The following is a 22,053-nucleotide window of genomic DNA, read 5'->3' as shown; positions in this document are numbered from 1 at the left end:
CTTATATGGTTAAAACAAAATTTAAACACTTTCATTCAAAATAATATAAACCAATTCTTTAGTTGGTTTTTGATCTTTCAGTTTTGCTCTGACCACATCAAAAGGTACTTTGAAATCACAGCCTGATTTATAACCGCTGCAGCCATAAGCCGTTTTTCCTTTTAGCACCGTTCCTTTCTTGCATTTCGGACAGGCTAATTCGTCCGGAATGACATTTTTTAAAGCTTTCTTGGCTTCTAATTTGAGTTGGAAATTTTCGTCAAAACGAAGTAAACCTTCCACAGTGCCGGCATCAGTTTTAAAATCTTTTAAGTTTACAGTAGATCCTTTTTGTAGTAATCGCAAATATTGGTTCTCGGATATTTTTTTCTCTGCAAAAGTGTAAGGCAATAGGAACGTGCAGCCAGCTTTATAATTGGTACATCCAAAGGAAGATTTTCCTTTGATAAGTGTTCCTTTTCTGCATTTTGGACAGGCTTCCGCCAAAATTCCCGCGGCTTTCTTTTTCTCGACTTTAACAACTTCTTTTTGAATGCTTCCTGCATGCGAGATATTGGCACGTCTGGTTTCACTTCGCACTTCATAGACCAAAGCTTCTACCATGTTTTTCATGTTCTTAATAAACGCAGCAGCGGTAAAAGTTCCTTTTTCAATATCTTTCAACTGCTTTTCCCAAGAGCCGGTGAGTTCAGCTGATTTCACCAAATCATTTTGAATCGTATCAATAAGCTGAACTCCCGTAGGTGTTGGCAATACCTGTTTTTTGTTTCTTACAATATATTGGCGTCTAAAAAGCGTTTCAATAATATTAGCTCGCGTGGAGGGACGCCCAATACCGTTTTCTTTCATCAATTCGCGTAAATCCTCGTCGTCTACTTGCTTGCCTGCGGTTTCCATAGCGCGCAATAAAGTAGCTTCGGTGAACTGATTCGGTGGTTTGGTTTCCTTTTCTAAAAACGAGGGTTCGTGTGGCCCTTTTTCACCTACAACAAAACTCGGTAAAATGTCGGCTTCTTTTTCTTTGGCGTTTGGGTCTTCAAAGACTATGCGAAATCCCTTTTTCATGATTTCTTTTCCTGTCGTTTTGAAGGCTACATCTGCTGCTTTCCCAATAACGGTTGTATTGGCAACCAAACAATCGTCATAAAATACGGCTATAAATCGCTTGGTAATTATGTCATATACTTGCTGCTGATTGTATTGCAAGTTGGATTGAATCCCCGTTGGAATAATCGCATGGTGATCCGTAACTTTTTTATCGTTGAAAACTTTGGGTGATTTTTTTATCTTTTTTTCCAAAAGCGGTTGCGTCAACACAGCATAATTTGTCAAGTTTTTCAGAATCCCAGCCACTTTAGGATAGATATCATTGGGCAAAAACGTCGTATCAACTCTGGGATATGTGACCACTTTTTGTTCGTACAAAGTTTGGACAATTTTGAGTGTTTCATCTGCCGTAAAACCAAATTTGGTATTGCAAAACACCTGTAATCCTGTTAAATCAAATAGTTTAGGTGCGAACTCATTGCCATTCTTTTTTTCGACAGAAACTATTTCAAACTCACTTTCCTTGACCTTATTGGCCAAGAGTTCGCCATCTTCTTTTTTTAAAAAGCGTCCTTCTTCATAGCTGAAAAGCGTTTCTCTGTATAAAGTTTGCAACTCCCAATACGGTTGCGGTTTGAAATTCTCGATTTCCTTGAATCGGTCCACAACCATTGCCAATGTTGGGGTTTGCACCCTGCCAATAGACAAAACTTGTTTGTATCCGCCATGTTTTACGGTGTACAAGCGCGTGGCATTCATGCCCAGTAACCAGTCGCCAATGGCTCTGGAAAATCCTGCATAGTATAAATTATCATAGTTGGCAGATGGTTTCAAGTTCTGGAAACCCTCTTTTATGGCTTCGGTGGTCAAGGAAGAAATCCACAAGCGTTGTACCTCACCTTTGTACTTTGCTTCGTTCATCACCCAGCGTTGAATAAGTTCACCCTCTTGCCCGGCATCCCCGCAGTTGATGACCAACTCGGCTTTGTCGAAAAGGCTTTTTATGATTCGGAATTGCTTTTGGATCCCCGAATTCTCGACCACTTTGGTTTCGAATTTGTCGGGAAGCATGGGCAGATTGTTCAAATCCCAACTTTTCCAATGGGGCTTGTAATCGTTAGGTTCTTTTAGTGTGCATAAATGCCCAAAAGTGTAGGTGACCGCATAACCATTGCCTTCATAATATCCGTCATGCTTGGTATTAGCTCCCAAAACGGATGCGATTTCGCGTGCGACACTTGGTTTTTCGGCAATACAGACCTTCATTTTTTCCTACTGATTTAAGGGGTGCAAAGTAGGAATTTAGAAATTGGTATTAAAAAGAAATCGACAGGAGTTATGAACTGGTATGTGATTCATTGCGAGGAACGAAGCAATCCCATTCAGTTGGTCTATTATTTATTTGCTTATCGTTATGGGCACAGAATACAATTCTGCGCTAACGATTATGGATATTCGAGCGATCGGTAATACAGACCTTCATTTTTGCTACTTATTTTGAGGGCGCAAATTAGGAATTTACAAATTGGTATTAAAAAGAAATTTTGTGGAGTTATGAACGGTTAGGACGTGCTGTTTATTAGGAGCAGAACGACTGTTTTTCTATACGAAGAACCGTCCTGCTGTCCGCTGTATTCCCGATTAATAAAATCTACGGCTGAAAAAGCCTTGTTTTTCTATATCGGGAGATGCCGCTTCCATTAGGGCTAAAGATTTTGTTTTGTTTTCATAATAACGAAAAAAAATATAAAATAGTGAAACAGATTTTTCTAGTAATAGCAGAAATAAGCGTTCCGGTCTTGCAATATTTTATGCATTTATATCTGTTTGTGTGCAAGAGTGGAAAGCTTCTGATAACGAGGTTTTAGTGGGGAAATAGTTGTGTAAATAAATTTAAATTGTGTAATTATTGCTCACTTTTTTTTTATTTTTTTTCGTAATCTATTGATTATCATCTACAAATAAAATTGGAACAAGTGTTGCTAAATCGAACTATATAATTGCTTCTGTCCATTTTAATGAATTGTTTATTTGCATAAGCTGTAAATAAATTGAAAATGAATAAGGCAATTTTAATAAAAATCAATTACCTATAATTTTTAGCAATACAATTATGAAAAATGAAACACGTATTTTAAAACAAACTTATGCTCCTAGTCCTGATATCAGTTCCGTTTTTCGAATTAATTTAAGATCACTAATGATACGATTTAAGAGAAACAGCAGCCTGTCAGCTGTCTCAGTGCTGCTGGGCACTTTTTTACTACTGATAGCTGGAGCATTGCTGGTCTATAATTTGCAATCTGATTTTGAAGCCCTACATCTTGACCGGGTTAATTCTGCGTGGGGACTATCATTTCTGATTTTGACCACCGTACTGTTTTTCTTTTACGGAAGTGTTTTTGTATACAACCTATACCACCACTTCACTTATAAACCTATCGAATCCGTTACGGACGAATTATTGCCTACTTGTACTGTGATTGTTCCTGCTTATAATGAAGGAAAACTGGTTTGGAATACCTTGATCAGCTTAGCTGCAAGTGACTATCCGAAACATAAATTGGAGCTATTTGCCATTGATGATGGTAGTAACGACGATACGTGGTACTGGATGCAGCAAGCTAAATTGAGATTAGGGGATCGTTTATCCATTTATCAGCAACCTAAAAACCGAGGAAAACGTCAGGCATTACATCGTGGATTTGAAATGGGTACCGGAGAAATCTTTGTAACAGTAGATAGTGATTCAATTGTCAAAGTAGATACTTTGCGCAATCTTGTAAGTCCGTTTATCACTAATAAAGAATGTGGTGCTGTTGCCGGAAATGTTCATGTATTGAATAACCAAAAGGCTATTATACCTAAAATGTTAAATGTGAGTTTCGTAATGAGTTTTGAATTCATGCGCTCTGCAGAAAGTAGTTTGGGATCTGTTTTATGTACTCCGGGAGCCGCCGCCGCTTATCGTAAATCGGCAGTGCTTGCTTGTCTTCCGGAATGGATTAACCAAACCTTTATGGGAAACCCATCTGATATTGGCGAGGATCGAGCGATGACGAATATGATACTAAAACAAGGGTCTCAGGTATTATTTCAAAGCAATGCATTGGTTTTGACTAACGTACCAGAAGAATATACGGGTTTGTATAAAATGTTCATTAGATGGGGCAGAAGTAATGTTCGTGAAAATATTATGATGGCTAAATATGTTTTTAAGAATTTTAGAAAGGGACCAAAATTCGGAACCAGACTTTTGTTCTTAAATCAGTCGCTAAAAATCATAATGGCTATTCCGTTTCTGCTATTTATGGTGTTTCTAATCGTTACGCATCCGGTATTGCTGATTAGTTCTACGCTACTAGGAATATTGATTTTATCCAGTTTTCCGGCTTTATTTTATGCTAAGCGCTATTCGGTAAGGGAGTCTTTTTGGGCCTATTCCTATAGTATTTTTTATACCTTTAGTTTGTTTTGGATATTGCCTTATGCTCTTTTTACCGCTAATAAAAGTGGATGGTTAACACGAGGTTTGTCCCAAAAAAAATAAGTCATTGTTCCGAAATTAAATATAAAACGACTTGAAATATGTAGTAGCTATTTCGAGTTGTTTTTTTTGCTTGATCATTTTTACTTAAGCAATCGGATAAGCGAATCGGTGTTCAAGAGTGAAAGAAAACACTAAAAAACCAAGCTGAAACCACTCCACAAAGAAAGAGGAACAAAATTCTCTTAACAATACTTATAAAATCTTTACGATAAGTACATAATGTTACCGGACGTACAATCGGTTTTCCCGTAAAAGCGGGACAGCCTGCTCAATACAGGTTTTACTGTTCGTACCACGCACGTAATCCTAGCTGTTGTGAGCACAGTCTTCAAAACCGCACTAACGATTGTGGGTGTCTGAGTGATCTGGTTCGTGCTTTTTTGCTGCTTTTGAGTTTGTTCCCTTGCGATTGCGTTACGTGATTGCGTGGAATGAAGCAATCTCATCCTTTTTGTCTCTTGTTTTATTTGCTTCTCGTTTGTTCTTCCGACACTTCGGAGCTATCTTTTTTTAGATTTACGATAGAGCAAAATTGATTGTTAAGATAATTTTCAATCAAGGTTTCATCTTCATCACCTTTTTTTTTATTTAACGAGCTACTTTCACCAAAACATTTTACTGCAAATTTTTGTGGATTCATTTCAAATTTAACTATCAAAAAACCCGCAGAAATTACATCAGACATAACATCGCAATGCGGAATATCTTTACTAAAAATGACGGGTATTTTTTTTTCGTTAATAACGTACTTTAAAATATGCATGTTTATTTGGGTTTAATAAATCAAAAATAACAAGCAATATTTAATATTAAAATAATCTGCAATATTTTTTAGTTCGCTTTTGAATTTTTTGAACTAAAATGTATTTTACAGAACTCATATTTTTAAATAAACACTTACATTTTTTAAATAAATACTTATTAAAAAAATAATAAAATATTGATTATCAATACTTTAAAATAAAAATTACGAATTTTAAACAGAAGTGGAAATTAATTCTAGAATTAATTTTTTATCTTAGTTCTTTTTTTTATTTTTTGAACTGCTGTTGTTGTTTTTTTACAATTTTCATCAAGATATTATTGTATAATTGCACTCCAAAATTAAAAATTAATGACTTTATTCATTTCAACATCTGTAATTATTTTGTGTGTATTGTTGTTGCGCAATAATGTACATAAAAACAAGAATTCTTTATATATCTGTTTTAGTTTAATTTTCATTAGCCTAATCGCTATGTTGCATTATTTTAATTTTACAGAGCCCAATCAATTTTGTTTGGCTGTACTTGCGGTACATATTATACCTTTAGGATATCTAATTGGTCCATTTCTATATTTTTATACCAGAAACACCTTAATTCACACAACTAAATTAAGTAAAACTGATTACTTACATTTTTTGCCATTTGTAATAAGTTTAATTTCTATATTCCCTTATTTTTTTACGGATTTCGATTCTAAACTTAAAATTGCACAAGTTTTATTAGACAGACCACATTACATATCAAAAATTAATACCAGTTGGCTTTATCCAAGCTATATAAATATTCTATTACGACCAATAAACATATTATTGTATTCTACATATAATTTATTAATGTTATTTGTGTTTTACAAGAAAAACAAAAAAGTATTACTGGATAAAAAACAAGATTATATTGTTTTTAAATGGTTGATAGTAATAAATAGCATAATAGTTTTAATGTCGATCGGATACACTAATTTAACACTAAATTTCCACAACACAACAAATGATTTAACAACAAGTGAGGAAATAATTAATTCAAGATTACTTTTAAATTATATCTTAAGTATGTTGTTTTGTTTAATTCCAATACTGATGCTAGTTTTTCCAGTAATATTGTATGGAGATAATAAACTTACTAATAAAGTAAAATCTAAAGTTGTATTTAATAAAGATGATCATGAATCATTGATAACTACAGCAGCATTAATTTTAGATTTTGTCAAAAAAGAAAAAAATCTACTCAATCCTAATTTTGCTATTACTGATATTAGTAGTGCATTAAACTTAAAGAGTAAAGAGGTATTATATTGCTTTAATGTAATATTGGAAATAAAATTTACAACTCTAAGAAAAGAACTTCGAATTGATTTTGCAAAAAAGGAATTAAGTAGTGACGCATTATTATTCCATTCTATGGAAGGTATTTGGATGAAATCCGGGTTTTCGTCTAGGACTTCATTTTTTGTAGCCTTTAAGGAAGTAACCGGTATGACACCATTAGAATATTTAAAATCCTTAGAAATCTAAATTGAAGAATTAAAACCACTTACATTACATTTTTTAACAATAGAAGAACTGCTACTAGAGACGAAAATTTCCCCAACGGTTTTACAAACTCCGTACACGTATGATTGCTGTCGGAATTATTTTCAAATAAAATGCAAAACCCATCAGATACGGATCGCCCATTTACTTTAAGAATTTATTTTTTTGAGCCCTAGCCCTGATAGCAGCGGCATCCTTTTTCTGGCTTTTTTTGTCAGAAAAAGATACAGCGGATAGCAGGAAATAGCTCCTGAAAAAGTTAAAAATAAAATAAGTAATAGCTGTTTTAAGAGAGATGTCAAATCACTTGCGGAAAATGTTTTGGTAGTTGAATTATCTCTAGATTATCGTGTTATATCAATAAGATGATTAGGAATCACATAGGTCATTTGAATTATGAGATTTCTCTTGCCTCGAAATGACAAATAGTTGCTAAAAATATTTAAAAACGAATTTTGGTATGCGAGATCACACGGGTTACGCCCGTTATGAGTTTCCTCGTGCTTCGGAATGACAAATAGCTGCTGAAATAGCAAAAAACGAACCTTGCAAACTGAATACTTTTTTCGTAATTTTGCAGTCTTAACCAAAAGGTGATTTTGATTTAATTAAAAAAATCGTCTTTAGAGGTTATTTCTGCCTCTGGGCAAAATATAAACGAGAAGAAATAAAGGACTAAGAAAATGTTAGATAGACTTCAAATAGTAAAACAACGTTTCGATGAGATTTCGGATTTGATTATTCAGCCGGATGTTATTATGGATCAGAAGCGTTATGTGCAATTGAATCAAGAGTACAAAAGTTTAAAAGCTTTGGCTGAAAAACGCGATGAATATGTTGTTTTGATGGCAAACATCGACGAAGCAAACGAAATAATTGCCGATAACAGTGATGCGGATATGACCGAAATGGCCAAAATGCAACTGGACGAAGCTAAGGAAAGATTGCCGGAACTGGAGGATGAAATCAAGTTTATGTTGATTCCTAAAGATCCCGAAGATGCCAAAAATGTTATGGTGGAGATTCGTGCCGGAACAGGTGGGGATGAAGCGAGTATTTTTGCCGGGGATTTGTTCCGTATGTACACGAAATATTGTGAGAACAGAGGTTGGAGAACTTCGGTGGTCGATATGAATGAGGGAACTTCGGGTGGTTTCAAAGAGGTGATTTTTGAAGTTACCGGTGAGGATGTTTATGGAACCTTGAAGTTTGAAGCGGGTGTTCACCGTGTACAACGGGTACCGCAAACGGAAACGCAAGGACGTGTTCACACATCAGCGGCGACTGTTATGGTATTGCCGGAAGCAGAGGAATTTGATGTGCAAATTGATATGAATGATGTGCGTGTAGATTTCTTTTGTTCGTCAGGACCTGGTGGACAATCCGTAAATACAACTAAATCAGCGGTTCGTTTGACACACATTCCAACTGGATTGGTGGCGCAATGTCAGGATCAGAAATCACAACACAAGAATAAAGATAAAGCTTTTGGTGTTTTGCGTTCCCGTTTGTACGAACAGGAATTAGCCAAAAAACAAGCGGAAGATGCTACAACGCGTACGTCTCAGGTAAGTTCTGGTGACCGTTCTGCGAAAATTCGCACGTATAATTATGCACAAGGCCGTGTAACGGATCACCGTGTAGGTTTGACGTTGTACGATTTAGGAAATATCATGAATGGTGATATTCAGAAAATAGTAGATGAGTTGGCGTTAGTCAACAACATGGAAAAACTGAAAGAAGCCAGCGAAGTATATTAATAACTAAGCCTCATTTATTGAGGCTTTTTTTGGAGCTATTTCCCGCTTTTACCTTTATCTCTTCGTTTCACTGCGAGGATATCGGCTCAATAGGGGCTAAAAACGGATAGTAGTAAAATAATATTGTAATCTTTGCTAAAAACTTTGCGAACTTTGCGTTTAAACACACAATAATGACTACACAACAACTTATTGACCAAATCAGAAGCAAGAAATCATTCCTAACAGTAGGACTCGATATCGATTTGACTAAAATTCCACAGCATCTACTAGAATTGGAAGATCCCATTTTCGAATTCAATAAAGCGATAATCGATGCAACGCATGATTTGGCTGTGGCTTATAAACCAAATGTTGCGTTTTATGAAGCGTATGGTTTGAAAGGATGGACGTCTCTACAAAAAACAATCGATTACATCAACTCAACGTATCCGGATATTTTTACTATTGCCGATGCCAAACGTGGTGATATTGGTAATACGTCTGCCATGTATGCCAAAGCTTTTTTTGAAGATTTGAATTTTGACAGTATTACCGTTGCTCCTTATATGGGAAAAGATTCAGTGGAGCCTTTTCTGGCTTTCAAAAATAAACATACGATTATGTTGGCTTTGACTTCTAACGAAGGTGCTTTTGATTTTCAGATTTTAAACTTAAACGGAAAAGAATTGTACAAACAAGTTTTGGAAGTATCTAAAAACTGGAAAAACAGCGAAAACCTGATGTATGTTGTAGGTGCAACAAAAGCCGAATATTTCACTGAAATTCGCAAAATTGTTCCTGACAGTTTCTTGCTTGTTCCCGGAGTAGGAGCACAAGGCGGAAGTCTGGCTGAAGTTTGCAAATATGGAATGAATGCAGATGTTGGGTTACTGATCAATTCTTCCAGAGCGATTATTTATGCTTCAAACGGAACTAATTTTGTCGAAAAAGCAAGAGCTGAAGCGTTGAAAATGCAACAGGAAATGGAGGAAATTATGAGTTTGAAGTTTAACGTTTAACGTTATTGGGTTTTTATAAAACATTTTGAATTAAATCATTCTTCATTTTAAACCATTAAGAAATTAAGTCTTATTACCCTTGCGCTAAGATTTGAATCAAAAATTTTACCTCTAAACTTTTTACGCCTTAATTTTTCTAAATTTCTAAATGGTTTAAAAATATAATTTTTGATTAGATTTACTAAACATTAAACATTAAACTTGAGACAAAAAACTTTAATCGATCAAATCGGAATAATACATTCTTTTGAAACTTCGCCAAAACGCATTATATCATTGGTTCCCTCACAAACGGAATTACTCTCTGATTTAGGTTTGGAAGACCGAATCATCGGAATTACCAAATTCTGCGTGCATCCGTATCATTTTAAGTCTACCAAGAAAATCGTTGGCGGAACCAAAAAGGTGCATTTTGAAAAAATCAGATTGTTGAAACCCGATATCATCATTTGTAACAAAGAGGAAAACACACAGGAGATTGTGGAAGAGTTGCGTAACATTTGTCCGGTTTGGGTAACAAATATCATTACAATCGAAGATAATTTTCAGATGATTACTGACTTTGGTCAGCTCTTTAATTGTAGGACCGAAGCCCAGAAATGGAACGATAAATTGGCTTTTGCCCTGAGCGATTTTAAAAACTTTATAAAAGATAAGCCGCAACAAAAGGTAGCATATTTTATTTGGAAAAATCCTTTTATGGTTGCCGGTTCTAATAATTTTATCAATGAATTACTGAAAATAAACCATTTTCAAAACATATATGCAGGTCATGCCGAGACTTCTGGACGTTACCCCGAAATTGAACTCAAAAAAATGCGTTTGGAAGGGGACCCAGATTTGGTTTTTCTTTCATCAGAGCCGTATCCTTTCAAAGAGGAAGATGCTTTCGAAATAGGAAGGCACACACACCACGCAAAAACGGTATTTGTAGATGGTGAAATGTTTTCTTGGTATGGAAGCCGATTGCTAAAAGCGTTTGACTATTTTAAAAAAATGCATCAAAAACTATAATTCGCATTCCTCTAAAATCAATTTTTCTGTTGTTACGATCGATTTAGCAGAAGACTTTTCGATAAGGAAATTTAGTTCTGATAATTTTTGGTACTCTTTTTTAAGCTCTTCTATTTCACTTTTCTCTTTCAATAATCCTTTCATGGGTGTAATTTTTGTGCAAACTTACGTTTTACAATCGCAAAAGAAGCATTATTATTTGTTAAGATTGGGATTTAAAATTAATGTGCTATTTTTACAAAAAAAAGACGTGATCAATTATACCATTTATGAAAATAAAAACAGCGACCAATGGGTAACTTTTGTTCACGGTGCTGGTGGGAGTTCGTCTATATGGTTTAAACAAATACGGGATTTTAAGAAACAGCATAACGTTTTATTATTGGATTTACGCGGTCACGGGGAATCAAAACCTACGCTGAAAACTGCTTTCAAACAAAAATATACTTTTTCGGCTTTGGCCAATGATATTTTGGAAGTCTTAGATTTTCTCACAATCAAAAAATCACATTTTGTTGGCATTTCATTGGGTACCATTCTTATCAGACAATTGGCTGAAATGTATCCGGAACGAGTTCAAAGTATGATTCTTGGTGGTGCGATATTGAAAATGAATTTCCGTTCCCAAGTATTGATGCGATTGGGTAATTTGTTTAAATATGTACTGCCTTATTTGGTTCTATATCAGTTTTTTGCCTTTGTCATCATGCCGAAAAAAAGTCACAAACAATCTCGGGTTCTTTTTATCAATGAGGCCAAGAAATTATACCAAAAAGAATTTATCAAATGGTTTAAACTCACCGCCGAAATAAATCCGGTGCTCAAATGGTTCCGTCAGGTTGAGTTAAACATTCCAACGCTTTATGTGATGGGTGAAGAGGATTATATGTTTTTACCATCAGTTAAAAAAGTGGTCGAAAATCATTATAAATCGTCTACGTTGTTTGTAATACAAAACTGTGGACATGTAGTCAATGTGGAACAGCCTAATGTTTTTAACGATGCTGTTCTCTCTTTTATAAACACTGCTAAATAAAAATTGCCTGCATGAAAAATGCAGGCAATTCTTTAACTAACCAAAACCAAAATAATAAATAACCAGTTTATTACCCTACAAAGATCACACTTACAGAGGCGTTTTGCTGTTAAGATTTTGTTATTACTTTGTTGTATATACGTTAAGTTTTTTACTTTATTTCAATGCATACTTTTTGGTCACTCGGCAGCAAGTGACACAATGGACTGTCTTAGGTTTTAATTTTGGAGTTATCTTTTTGTTTTAAGACCGAGGTTTTAAAGGGTAATGAGCCTATAAAAACATGATCGTTTTATTGTCATAAACTATTGTTTTTCTCTCGGCATGCAGTTTTATGGCTCTTGCCAAAACCGTACGTTCCAGATCACGTCCTTTCATGATGAAATTTTCAATAGAATGACTGTGCGTAACTCGGGTAATATCCTGCTCGATAATTGGACCTTCATCCAATTCCTCAGTCACATAATGACTGGTGGTGCCTATGATTTTTACACCTCTCTTGAAAGCTGAGTGATAGGGTTTTGCTCCGGGAAACGCAGGGAGAAAGGAATGATGAATGTTGATGATTTGATTCGGGTATTGCGCAATTAATTTAGGGGTGATAATCTGCATGTAGCGAGCCAAAACAATAAAGTCAATAGTATACTGCTTCAGTAAATCCAGTTGTTTTTGCTCGCCTTCGGCTTTCGTATCTGTGGTAAAAGGTACATAATGAAACGGAATATTAAAACGATCTGCTACGGGTTTTAAATCCTTGTGGTTACTTATTATCAAAGGAATTTCAAGTGGCAATTCACCAGCGCTGTGGCGTCCTAAAATATCATACAAACAATGGTCGTATTTTGAAACAAATAATGCCATTTTTGGTTTTTCATCTTGGGTGTACATTGCCCAGGTCATATTAAACGGTGAAGCCAACTTTGTTTGAAAATCATTTTTAATAGCTTCAATATTCCAATTTTTGAAAGTGAATTCACATTCTAAACGCATGAAAAACACATTCTCATTGGCATCAACGTGTTGGTCAAGGTAAATTATATTGCCATCAATGGAGGCAATATAATTTGTAACTGAAGCAATAATTGCTTTTTGATCTTTGCAATGGATTAGGATTGTAATTTTTTGCATTAGCATTCTGTTTTTAGCTTTGTTTTTTAGTAATAATTAATGTTTTTCAAAACTAAAGGTATTTGTGCTTATAAAAAAGTTAGATAGCGTTGTTTTATGTTTAAAAAAAACAGCCCGATTTTAATCTATTTGTTGTCCTGCATGGCGAAAATTTTATTATTTATTAATAACCAACAGTAACAACGGATAATTTTTAAAATAAAATTGTAAATTGCAGTCTTAAATTATCATATTCATAAAATGGAACAACAAAAACCATATATCCCTAACAATAAAGTAAGAATTGTTACCGCAGCTGCGCTTTTTGACGGTCACGATGCTGCAATCAATATTATGCGTAGAATCATTCAGTCTACAGGCGTTGAGGTAATCCATTTGGGGCACGATCGCAGTGTGGAAGAAGTGGTCAACACCGCGATTCAGGAAGATGCGAATGCTATTGCAATAACTTCCTATCAAGGTGGACACAACGAATATTTCAAATACATGTATGACTTGCTTCAGGAAAAAGGAGCAGGGCAAATCAAGATATTTGGCGGGGGAGGAGGAGTAATCCTGCCTACTGAAATTGCCGAATTGCAAGCGTACGGAATCACCCGTATTTATGCGCCGGATGACGGTCGCGCGATGGGATTACAGGGAATGATAAACGATTTAGTACAACAATCTGATTATCCTGTTGGCGATAAACTGACGGATGAAATCAAATATTTGGAAGAAAAAAATCCTAAAGCAATTGCCAGAATTATTTCATCAGCAGAAAATTTTCCTAATGTTGCGGCTAAAACTTTGGAAGCCATCCAAAAAAAGAACAAGGGTTGTAAAACTCCAGTTCTTGGAATCACAGGAACCGGTGGATCAGGAAAATCCTCTTTAGTGGATGAATTAGTACGTCGTTTTCTGATTGATTTTCCGGAAAAAACAATCGGATTAATCTCTGTGGATCCATCCAAACGGAAAACGGGTGGCGCACTATTAGGTGATAGAATCCGAATGAACGCCATCAATAATCCTCGTGTTTATATGCGTTCTTTGGCCACACGCCAATCAAATCTGGCTTTATCTAAATATGTTGCCGATGCAATCCAAGTGATTAAAGCGGCAAATTATGACATTATAATCCTGGAAACCTCAGGTATAGGACAATCCGATACAGAAATCATGGATCACTCTGATGTATCCTTATATGTAATGACACCGGAATTTGGTGCGGCAACGCAATTGGAAAAAATCGACATGCTTGATTTTGCTGATTTGGTAGCGATAAACAAATTTGACAAACGCGGATCTCTGGATGCATTGAGGGACGTGAAAAAACAATACCAACGCAACCATAATTTATGGGATGCGAATTTAGATTCACTTCCGGTTTTTGGGACGATTGCTTCGCAGTTTAACGATCCGGGAATGAATACGCTGTACAAAGCGATAATGGATAAAGTCCATGAAAAAACGAATTCTGATTTGAAATCAACATTCCAAATCACACGTGAAATGAGCGAGAAGATTTTCGTTATTCCGCCACACAGAACCCGTTATTTATCTGAAATTGCCGAAAGTAACCGAAAATACGATGATACAGCGGTTAGCCAAGAACAAGTTGCCCAGAAATTATACGGAATTTTTAAAACGATTGAAACTGTAGCCAAGAAAATACCTGAAATAAACAAAGCAGGAATTAATGACGATTCAGTTTTGCCAACAGCTTTAGAATCTGAAAAACCGGGTGCTGCCGAGGATAAAATATTTTTGAATCTTTTACTGAATCAATTTGATAAATTAAAAATGGATTTGGATCCGTACAACTGGGAAATTATTTTGACTTGGGACGAGAAAGTAAACAAGTACAAGAATCCGGTGTATACGTTCAAAGTTCGGGATAGAGAAATCAAAATGGCTACGCATACCGAGTCCCTTTCCCATTCTCAAATCCCGAAAATTGCATTGCCAAAGTACAAAGCGTGGGGTGATATTTTACGTTGGTGTTTGCAGGAAAATGTTCCTGGAGAATTTCCTTTTACCGCTGGATTGTATCCTTTCAAACGTGAAGGAGAAGATCCTTCCCGTATGTTTGCCGGAGAAGGCGGACCGGAAAGAACGAACAAACGTTTTCATTATGTAAGTGCGGGATTACCGGCAAAACGATTATCAACTGCTTTTGACAGCGTAACTTTATACGGAAATGATCCACATGTACGTCCTGATATTTACGGGAAAATAGGTAATGCCGGAGTTTCGATTTGTTGTTTGGATGATGCCAAGAAATTATATTCTGGTTTTGATTTGGTTCATGCCATGACTTCGGTGAGTATGACAATTAATGGGCCGGCACCTATGTTATTAGGGTTTTTTATGAATGCAGCGATTGACCAACAATGTGAGTTTTACATCAAAGAAAATGGCCTTGAAAAAGAAGTTGAAACAAAAATTAACAAAATATATGCAGTAAAAGGAGTTGAAAGACCACATTATCAAGGGGATTTGCCTCAAGGGAATAATGGTTTAGGATTGATGCTTTTGGGCGTTACCGGAGATCAGGTTTTGTCTTTGGAAGTGTATGACGAAATTAAAGCAAGAACCTTGTCGCAAGTTCGGGGAACTGTTCAAGCTGATATTCTAAAAGAAGATCAAGCGCAAAATACCTGCATTTTCTCTACTGAATTTGCGTTGCGATTAATGGGTGACGTACAGGAATATTTTATTACTAAGAATGTAAGGAACTTTTATTCAGTTTCTATTTCAGGGTATCATATTGCCGAAGCGGGAGCAAATCCAATTACACAATTGGCTTTTACCTTATCAAATGGTTTTACCTATGTAGAATATTATTTGAGTCGTGGTATGAATATTAACGATTTTGGACCCAACTTATCCTTCTTTTTTTCGAATGGTGTAGATCCTGAATATGCGGTTATTGGTCGTGTGGCACGTAAAATTTGGGCGAAAGCCATGAAAAATAAATATGGCGCAAACGAGCGTGCTCAAATGTTGAAATATCATATTCAGACTTCTGGACGTTCTTTGCACGCACAGGAAATTGATTTCAATGATATTCGCACTACTTTGCAAGCGTTATATGCCATTTACGACAACTGTAATTCCTTGCATACCAATGCGTATGATGAAGCCATTACAACACCTACAGAAGAATCTGTGCGTCGTGCGATGGCAATTCAGTTGATTATCAATAAAGAATTAGGACTGGCCAAAAATGAAAATCCAATTCAAGGTGCTTTCATTATTGAAGAGCTAACGGATTTAGTCGAAGCGGCAGTTTTATTAGAATTTGACCGTATTACAGAACGTGGTGGCGTGCTTGGAGCTATGGAAACCATGTACCAAAGAAGTAAAATTCAAGAAGAAAGTTTGTATTATGAGACTTTGAAACATACAGGTGAATTCCCAATCATTGGTGTGAATACGTTTTTGAGTTCTAAAGGTTCTCCAACGGTAATTCCAGCCGAAGTAATTCGTGCCACAGAGGAAGAAAAACAATACCAAATTGATATGTTGAACCATTTGCACCAATCGAATCAGGATGTAGTGAATGCGCATCTCAATACGCTTCAGGAAGCAGCCATTAAAAACGAAAACTTATTTGAGCATTTAATGGAAGCGACCAAGGTTTGTTCCTTGGGACAAATAACAGCTGCTTTATTTGAAGTAGGTGGACAATACAGAAGAAATATGTAAGCAGAGAACCACTTTTTGCATCGCAAAAAGTGAGTGAATCGCTTATCCCGCTTTTGGGCGGGATTTAAGGTAATCAGTATTGAATAGCATCGCAAAAAGTAAGTGAATCGCTTATCCCGCTTTTGGGCGGGATCTAAGGTAATCAGTATTGAATAGCATCGCAAAAAGTGAGTGAATCGCTTATCCCGCTTTTGGGCGGTAGAGGGATTTTCATAAAATATTTAAAAAGACCTTTCAGCAATGAGAGGTCTTTTGGTGTTTAGTAAGTATTGCGAATTCATTTTATTTATTCGAAAGTAGTATATTTACTTATCCATTACAAAAAAATGTTTCAATGAAAAAACTTCAAATAATATTCTTATTTTTTCTTTTTGGCCATGTTGCCGTTTCTTATGCCGCAAAAGTCGATACATTGCAAATTCCTAGTATGGCAATGAATAAAACGTATAAAGCTGCGGTAGTATTACCAAGTTCGTATACAAAAAGCAAGATTAATTATCCCGTGCTTTATCTGTTGCATGGCGCTTATGGTCATTTTAATGATTGGTTGTCTAAAACTCCAGATAAGAATTTATTGCACAATTTAGCCGATCAGTATAATATCATAATCGTAATGCCGGAAGGAGAAACATTCAGTTTTTATCTTGATAGTCCTGTGAATAAGGGAAGTCAGTTTGAAACCTACATTACAAAAGAAGTAATTCAGAAAGTAGACAATACCTATCGGACAATAAATAACAGAAAAGGACGTGTTATTACGGGACTTTCTATGGGAGGTCACGGAGCATTGTATCTTTCGACAAGACATCCGGAATTATTTTGTGCAGCAGGAAGTATGAGCGGCGCTGTTGATATGGGAAGCATGATTAATTCGGAATCTAAGGAAAGAATTACTAAATTAATGGAACCTGTTTTTGGGACTCAAGGAGCGCCACAGGAAGTATATGCTTCCAATGCGGTTTTGAATATGTTGGATAAAATAAAAAACAACAAAATGGAATTGATTATAGATTGCGGAGTAGATGATTTTTTGATTGAATCCAACAGAGAATTACACCGAAGGCTTGTTTATAATAAAATTGCTCACGATTATACAGAACGGCCAGGAGCCCATACGTGGGAATATTGGGAAAATGCGTTGCCTTTTCATGTATTGTTTTTTAGCAAAATTTTAAACAATAATGGTGTCGCTGTTGCGGAGAAATAATAACTGAATAGTAATAAAATTTTTAAAAAAAAAAGCCTTTCATCTGAGAGGCTTTTTTAGTTCCTTTTAAGCCCAGGATTATTAGGTATAATTTAAGTTTTTTTTCCATAATTGAAAAGCACTTTTTTTTGAAAACAAAGTTTGGCATAATTCATGAATAGAGTTTTTTAATATAAATTATAAAACGATAACGAATGAAAAAAATTACTTTATTTTTAGTTTTCATCGGGATGATGACACTACAAAGTTGTGAAGTGACAGAACTATATGATACCGTTGATAACGGTCCTCGAACTGAAGTGTATGAAGTTACAACTTCGTTCAACTCCAATAATAATTATAGCAGCTTGGTTGTATTTGATCCGCCAATTTATTCCTCGGATTCCGTTTTAGTATACCATTTGTATGATACAGTAAATGGCGAAGATATTTGGAAATTGATGCCTCAGACGTATTATCTGAATAATGGTGGCGAATTGGATTTTAATTTTGATTATTCCAGGTTTAATGTTAAAATTTTTCTTGCGGCTAATTTTAATCTGAATACTTTAGATTCCAGTTGGACACAAAATCAAACTTTTAGAATAGTAATTATACCGGCAAATTTTGCCTCTACAATAAACAAAAATAATATGGATGCAGTTATGTCCTCATTGAAGGTTAGTAAAAGTGGAATTCAAAAAATAAATTTATAATTCCAGAGAAGTCAAAAAAAAGGAAATCGAAAGATTTCCTTTTTTTATAGACTTTAAACTTAAGAGACAAACTCTTTGCTGTTTTTTCTAAGTGAAACTACAATTCCCACTATAAGAGCCACCGCTATAAAAGCCAGTGACATCCATTCCGGAATTTCATAATTGTATTTTTTTAGTATGTCATGGGTTAACATTTTCACGCCAACAAAACTTAAAATAGCGATTAGACTGTATTCCAGATAACTAAATTTAGCTAACATATTAGCCAGAAAGAAATACATGGATCGCAATCCCAGAATGGCAAAAATATTAGAACTGAAAACTAAAAAGGGGTCATTAGTAATAGCTAAAATAGCAGGAACACTATCAATGGCAAAAACCACATCCATGACTTCAATAACCACAAGAGCTACAAACAGAGGGGTTGCAGCAGTAATGTGTCTTCTTTTGACAAAGAAATGCTCCTCATCCATATGATTAGATATGGGCATTATTTTTTTTAGGCTTTTATAGACGAATGATTTTTTAGGTTCAAATTTTTCATTTTCATTTCCAAACAACATTTTCATGGCAGTATAGATTAGGAAAGCACCAAAAATATATGTCATCCAAGAAAATTTATTGATTAGCATAACGCCAAAAAAGATCATTAAGCCTCTAAAGAATATTGCCCCTAATATTCCCCAAAATAAAACACGATGCTGGTATTTTTGCGGAATTTTAAAAGCAGAAAAGATTATGGCTATGACAAAGATGTTGTCAATGCTTAATGATAATTCAATTAAATATCCGGTAATGAACTTTATGGATGCTGTTGTGGGAGTTAATTGATCCGGATTTGCAATATAATTATTGTTGTAAAGCCAATAAATAACGCCAGAAAATAGGAATGATAAAGTAACCCATATTGCAGTCCATTTTCCCGCTTCTTTTGAACTAATAATATGTGGCGTTTTGTTGAAAACACCTAAATCAAGAGCCAAGAAAATCATTACGGCCACTAAGAAAGAAATCCAGACAATCATATATCATATATTTATAATGTTGCACAAAGATACTTTTAGATCGTGTAACTTCAATAATTATTTAATGGAAAGTTTCCTGTTGTTAATGATTGTCGATTATATTTTTTTACGAAAATATCAGTAAAAATAAATAGGGGTGTTTTAATTGCTAAGTTGTTACTATAATTAATTTTTTTTATGAATTTGATAAATTTCACGTGAATCCCCATAAAAAATAGAGGTAATATTTTATAAAAGTAATTATTAAATTATATTTGCATCAAAATAATAGGGGGTTTAATAAATTAAAACAAAATTGTATGTCATCATTACGTTTTCAAGCTTTGAAAGAAGCATCAAACAGAGTTCCAGTAAAATTTGAAGAGACTGATAGAAAATCAACTATTTTTGGTTCAAATGTCTTTAATGACAAAGCGATGAAGCAATTTTTAACTTCAGATGCTTTTAAAGGAGTGCGCGATGCAGTTCAACATGGAACTAAAATAGACAGAAAATTAGCGGATTATATCGCAATGGGAATGAAAGAGTGGGCCTTGGCTAAAGGGGTGACTCATTATACGCACTGGTTTCAGCCACTTACAGGAACAACCGCTGAAAAACATGATGCTTTCTTTGAAACTTCATATGATGGCAGCGATCCAGTAGAGAAATTTGGTGGCGCTCAATTAGTACAACAAGAACCGGACGCATCTAGTTTTCCAAATGGTGGAATCAGAAATACATTTGAAGCTAGAGGATATACAGCTTGGGATCCAACATCTCCAGCATTTATTTTTGGAACTACTTTGTGTATTCCAACGGTTTTTATTTCTTATACCGGAGAAGCTTTAGACTATAAAACACCGTTGTTAAGAGCTTTGACCGCTATGGATGACGCTGCTACCGAAGTATGTAAATATTTTGATAAAAATGTAAAAAAGGTAACTGCAACTTTAGGTTGGGAACAAGAATATTTCTTGATTGATAGATCTTTAGCAAATTCTCGTCCTGATCTCATGATGACCGGTAGGACTTTGTTAGGACATACATCGGCTAAGGGGCAACAATTAGATGACCATTATTTTGGATCTATACCTACTCGTGCCTTAATGTATATGAGAGACTTGGAACAAGAATGCATGTTGTTAGGAATTCCTGTGAAAACACGTCATAATGAAGTAGCGCCAAATCAATTTGAATTGGCTCCTATTTTTGAAGAAACAAATCTTGCTGTTGATCATAACTGCTTGTTAATGGATGTGATGCAAAAAGTAGGAGAACGCCATGATTTGAAAGTGTTGTTTCATGAAAAACCTTTCAAGGGAGTGAATGGTTCCGGAAAGCATAATAACTGGTCCTTGGCAACAGATACAGGAGTAAATTTATTGAGTCCTAGTAAGACTCCAATGAGTAATTTACAGTTTCTGACGTTCTTTATCAATACAATAAAAGCAGTAAATGATTATGAATCTTTATTAAGAGGAGCAATTGCAACTGCAAGTAATGATCACAGATTAGGGGCTAATGAAGCACCACCTGCAATTATATCCGTATTTATTGGCGCGCAATTGACTAAAGTTCTGGCAGAATTAGAAGGTGTTACTGCGGGTAAACTATCTCCGGAAGAAAAAACAGACTTAAAACTAAATGTAGTAGGAAAAATTCCAGATGTTCTTTTGGACAATACAGATAGAAATAGAACATCACCATTTGCTTTTACAGGAAATAAATTTGAGTTCAGAGCAGTAGGATCATCAGCAAACTGTTCTAATTCAATGACGACTTTGAATACAATTGTAGCAAAACAATTAAAAGATTTCAAAATTGAAGTAGATGCGCTGATAGAATCTAAAGACATGAAAAAAGATGATGCTATTTTCAATGTTTTGAGAGAGTACATCAAAGTTTCTAAGAAAATCCTTTTTGAAGGAGACGGATATAGTGAAGCATGGGAAATTGAAGCAGGTAAAAGAGGGTTGAGTAACTTTAAAACAACTCCTGAAGCACTAAAAGCAAGAGCTTCTAAGCAAGCTTTAGATTTGTTTTCTGAAATGGGTATCATGAATCATATTGAAGTGGAGGCACGTTATGAAATAGAATTAGAGGAGTATACTAAGAAAATTCAAATTGAAGGTAGAGTTTTAGGAGATCTTTCTCAAAACCATGTTATTCCAACAGCCATTCGCTACCAAAACACTTTGATTGAAAATGTGAAGGGACTAAAAGAGATTTTTGGTGCTGATTTTGAAAAAATTGCAAAAGAACAAATCATTTTAATCAAAGAAATTTCCGGACATATTGAGGGGATCAATTCTAAAGTTCATGAAATGACCGAAGCTAGAAAGAAAGCCAATGCAATTGCTGATGCACATGAAATGGCTCTAGCTTATTGTGATAAAGTAAAACCGTTTTTTGAAGAAATTAGAAGCCACTGCGATAAACTGGAGTTGTTAGTGGATGATGAGATTTGGACACTAACAAAATACAGAGAATTGTTATTTACGAAGTAATCTACTTATTAACATCGAGTGTCATAATAAGTCAAATAATATCTGGATTTACCGGCGCCAAAGGGTAGTATTATTTTTTGACCCATGCATGCTTGATTGGGAGTAATTTATT

The 22,053-nt window shown here is 35.1% G+C and carries 15 protein-coding genes; 10 read left to right on the top strand and 5 right to left on the bottom strand.

Going from position 1 to position 22,053, the window contains the following annotated elements; all coding sequences use genetic code 11:
• Positions 1 to 21 precede the first annotated feature (21 nt).
• Positions 22 to 2,313, bottom strand: a complete 2,292-nt coding sequence (locus EKM02_RS08255; RefSeq protein ID WP_126454069.1) for a DNA topoisomerase 3 — start codon at positions 2,311 to 2,313, stop codon at positions 22 to 24.
• A gap of 847 nt (positions 2,314 to 3,160) precedes the next feature.
• On the opposite strand from EKM02_RS08255, the gene EKM02_RS08250 reads away from it, so the two are divergent.
• Positions 3,161 to 4,597: a glycosyltransferase gene (locus tag EKM02_RS08250; RefSeq protein ID WP_126454067.1), complete on the top strand. Its 1,437-nt coding sequence runs from the start codon at positions 3,161 to 3,163 to the stop codon at positions 4,595 to 4,597.
• Between the two features lie 463 nt (positions 4,598 to 5,060).
• On the opposite strand, the gene EKM02_RS08245 is transcribed toward EKM02_RS08250, so the two are convergent.
• Positions 5,061 to 5,360, bottom strand: coding sequence for a hypothetical protein (locus EKM02_RS08245; protein WP_126454065.1), 300 nt, complete (start codon positions 5,358 to 5,360; stop codon positions 5,061 to 5,063).
• A 351-nt stretch (positions 5,361 to 5,711) separates the two neighbouring features.
• On the opposite strand from EKM02_RS08245, the gene EKM02_RS08240 reads away from it, so the two are divergent.
• The 4 genes from EKM02_RS08240 to EKM02_RS08225 all read left to right on the top strand — a co-directional run bounded on the left by EKM02_RS08240 (position 5,712) and on the right by EKM02_RS08225 (position 10,668).
• Positions 5,712 to 6,875, top strand: coding sequence for a helix-turn-helix domain-containing protein (locus tag EKM02_RS08240; protein ID WP_126454064.1), 1,164 nt, complete (start codon positions 5,712 to 5,714; stop codon positions 6,873 to 6,875).
• A 701-nt stretch (positions 6,876 to 7,576) separates the two neighbouring features.
• A complete protein-coding gene (gene prfA, locus EKM02_RS08235) occupies positions 7,577 to 8,653 on the top strand; it encodes a peptide chain release factor 1 (protein ID WP_126454063.1) in 1,077 nt (358 codons plus the stop codon).
• A 173-nt stretch (positions 8,654 to 8,826) separates the two neighbouring features.
• Positions 8,827 to 9,654, top strand: a complete 828-nt coding sequence (gene pyrF / locus EKM02_RS08230; RefSeq protein WP_126454062.1) for an orotidine-5'-phosphate decarboxylase — start codon at positions 8,827 to 8,829, stop codon at positions 9,652 to 9,654.
• A 201-nt stretch (positions 9,655 to 9,855) separates the two neighbouring features.
• Positions 9,856 to 10,668 carry an ABC transporter substrate-binding protein gene (locus tag EKM02_RS08225; RefSeq protein ID WP_199734623.1) on the top strand — a complete coding sequence of 271 codons (813 nt, stop codon included), beginning with the start codon at positions 9,856 to 9,858 and terminating at the stop codon, positions 10,666 to 10,668.
• Here EKM02_RS08225 and EKM02_RS14905 read toward each other — a convergent pair.
• The gene (locus EKM02_RS14905) at positions 10,663 to 10,812 is read right to left on the bottom strand and encodes a hypothetical protein (protein ID WP_199734621.1); all 150 of its coding nucleotides are present in this window, start codon (positions 10,810 to 10,812) and stop codon (positions 10,663 to 10,665) included. The genes EKM02_RS08225 and EKM02_RS14905 overlap by 6 nt on opposite strands.
• Before the next feature lie 106 nt (positions 10,813 to 10,918).
• Here EKM02_RS14905 and EKM02_RS08220 point away from each other — a divergent pair, with 106 nt between their 5' ends.
• Complete coding sequence (locus tag EKM02_RS08220) at positions 10,919 to 11,704, top strand: alpha/beta fold hydrolase (RefSeq protein WP_126454115.1); 786 nt, start codon at positions 10,919 to 10,921, stop codon at positions 11,702 to 11,704.
• A 273-nt stretch (positions 11,705 to 11,977) separates the two neighbouring features.
• Here the strand turns inward: EKM02_RS08220 and purU are convergent, their stop codons facing one another.
• Complete coding sequence (purU, locus tag EKM02_RS08215) at positions 11,978 to 12,832, bottom strand: formyltetrahydrofolate deformylase (RefSeq protein WP_126454061.1); 855 nt, start codon at positions 12,830 to 12,832, stop codon at positions 11,978 to 11,980.
• A gap of 240 nt (positions 12,833 to 13,072) precedes the next feature.
• Here purU and EKM02_RS08210 point away from each other — a divergent pair, with 240 nt between their 5' ends.
• The 3 genes from EKM02_RS08210 (at position 13,073) to EKM02_RS08200 (ending at position 18,427) form a co-directional block, all read left to right on the top strand.
• Complete coding sequence (locus EKM02_RS08210) at positions 13,073 to 16,525, top strand: methylmalonyl-CoA mutase family protein (RefSeq protein ID WP_126454060.1); 3,453 nt, start codon at positions 13,073 to 13,075, stop codon at positions 16,523 to 16,525.
• Between the two features lie 334 nt (positions 16,526 to 16,859).
• A complete protein-coding gene (locus EKM02_RS08205) occupies positions 16,860 to 17,732 on the top strand; it encodes an alpha/beta hydrolase (RefSeq protein WP_126454059.1) in 873 nt (290 codons plus the stop codon).
• Between the two features lie 194 nt (positions 17,733 to 17,926).
• On the top strand, positions 17,927 to 18,427 hold the full coding sequence (locus tag EKM02_RS08200; protein WP_126454057.1) for a hypothetical protein: 501 nt from the start codon (positions 17,927 to 17,929) through the stop codon (positions 18,425 to 18,427).
• Positions 18,428 to 18,486: 59 nt separating this feature from the next.
• Here EKM02_RS08200 and EKM02_RS08195 read toward each other — a convergent pair whose 3' ends face one another.
• On the bottom strand, positions 18,487 to 19,452 hold the full coding sequence (locus tag EKM02_RS08195; protein ID WP_126454056.1) for a TerC family protein: 966 nt from the start codon (positions 19,450 to 19,452) through the stop codon (positions 18,487 to 18,489).
• A gap of 299 nt (positions 19,453 to 19,751) precedes the next feature.
• Between EKM02_RS08195 and EKM02_RS08190 the strand changes: the two genes are divergently transcribed.
• A complete protein-coding gene (locus tag EKM02_RS08190) occupies positions 19,752 to 21,941 on the top strand; it encodes a glutamine synthetase III (RefSeq protein ID WP_126454054.1) in 2,190 nt (729 codons plus the stop codon).
• The last annotated feature ends 112 nt before the right edge of the window (positions 21,942 to 22,053 follow it).

Origin of the sequence: Flavobacterium sp. RSP49 (genome assembly GCF_003968735.1) — a bacterium.
In the GTDB taxonomy this organism is placed as follows: domain Bacteria; phylum Bacteroidota; class Bacteroidia; order Flavobacteriales; family Flavobacteriaceae; genus Flavobacterium.
The sequence above is the reverse complement of the archived record's forward strand: the minus strand, read 5'-3'. Positions and strand labels throughout refer to the sequence as shown.

What these genes read in the sequence shown, in the direction of transcription:
- EKM02_RS08255 (WP_126454069.1), bottom strand. Translation starts at nt 2,313, where the DNA reads ATGAAGGTCTGTATTGCCGAAAAACCAAGTGTCGCACGCGAAATCGCA.
- EKM02_RS08190 (WP_126454054.1), top strand. Translation starts at nt 19,752, where the DNA reads ATGTCATCATTACGTTTTCAAGCTTTGAAAGAAGCATCAAACAGAGTT.
- prfA (WP_126454063.1), top strand. Translation starts at nt 7,577, where the DNA reads ATGTTAGATAGACTTCAAATAGTAAAACAACGTTTCGATGAGATTTCG.
- EKM02_RS08200 (WP_126454057.1), top strand. Translation starts at nt 17,927, where the DNA reads ATGAAAAAAATTACTTTATTTTTAGTTTTCATCGGGATGATGACACTA.
- EKM02_RS08210 (WP_126454060.1), top strand. Translation starts at nt 13,073, where the DNA reads ATGGAACAACAAAAACCATATATCCCTAACAATAAAGTAAGAATTGTT.
- purU (WP_126454061.1), bottom strand. Translation starts at nt 12,832, where the DNA reads ATGCAAAAAATTACAATCCTAATCCATTGCAAAGATCAAAAAGCAATT.
- EKM02_RS08240 (WP_126454064.1), top strand. Translation starts at nt 5,712, where the DNA reads ATGACTTTATTCATTTCAACATCTGTAATTATTTTGTGTGTATTGTTG.
- EKM02_RS14905 (WP_199734621.1), bottom strand. Translation starts at nt 10,812, where the DNA reads ATGAAAGGATTATTGAAAGAGAAAAGTGAAATAGAAGAGCTTAAAAAA.
- EKM02_RS08205 (WP_126454059.1), top strand. Translation starts at nt 16,860, where the DNA reads ATGAAAAAACTTCAAATAATATTCTTATTTTTTCTTTTTGGCCATGTT.
- pyrF (WP_126454062.1), top strand. Translation starts at nt 8,827, where the DNA reads ATGACTACACAACAACTTATTGACCAAATCAGAAGCAAGAAATCATTC.
- EKM02_RS08195 (WP_126454056.1), bottom strand. Translation starts at nt 19,452, where the DNA reads ATGATTGTCTGGATTTCTTTCTTAGTGGCCGTAATGATTTTCTTGGCT.
- EKM02_RS08245 (WP_126454065.1), bottom strand. Translation starts at nt 5,360, where the DNA reads ATGCATATTTTAAAGTACGTTATTAACGAAAAAAAAATACCCGTCATT.
- EKM02_RS08250 (WP_126454067.1), top strand. Translation starts at nt 3,161, where the DNA reads ATGAAAAATGAAACACGTATTTTAAAACAAACTTATGCTCCTAGTCCT.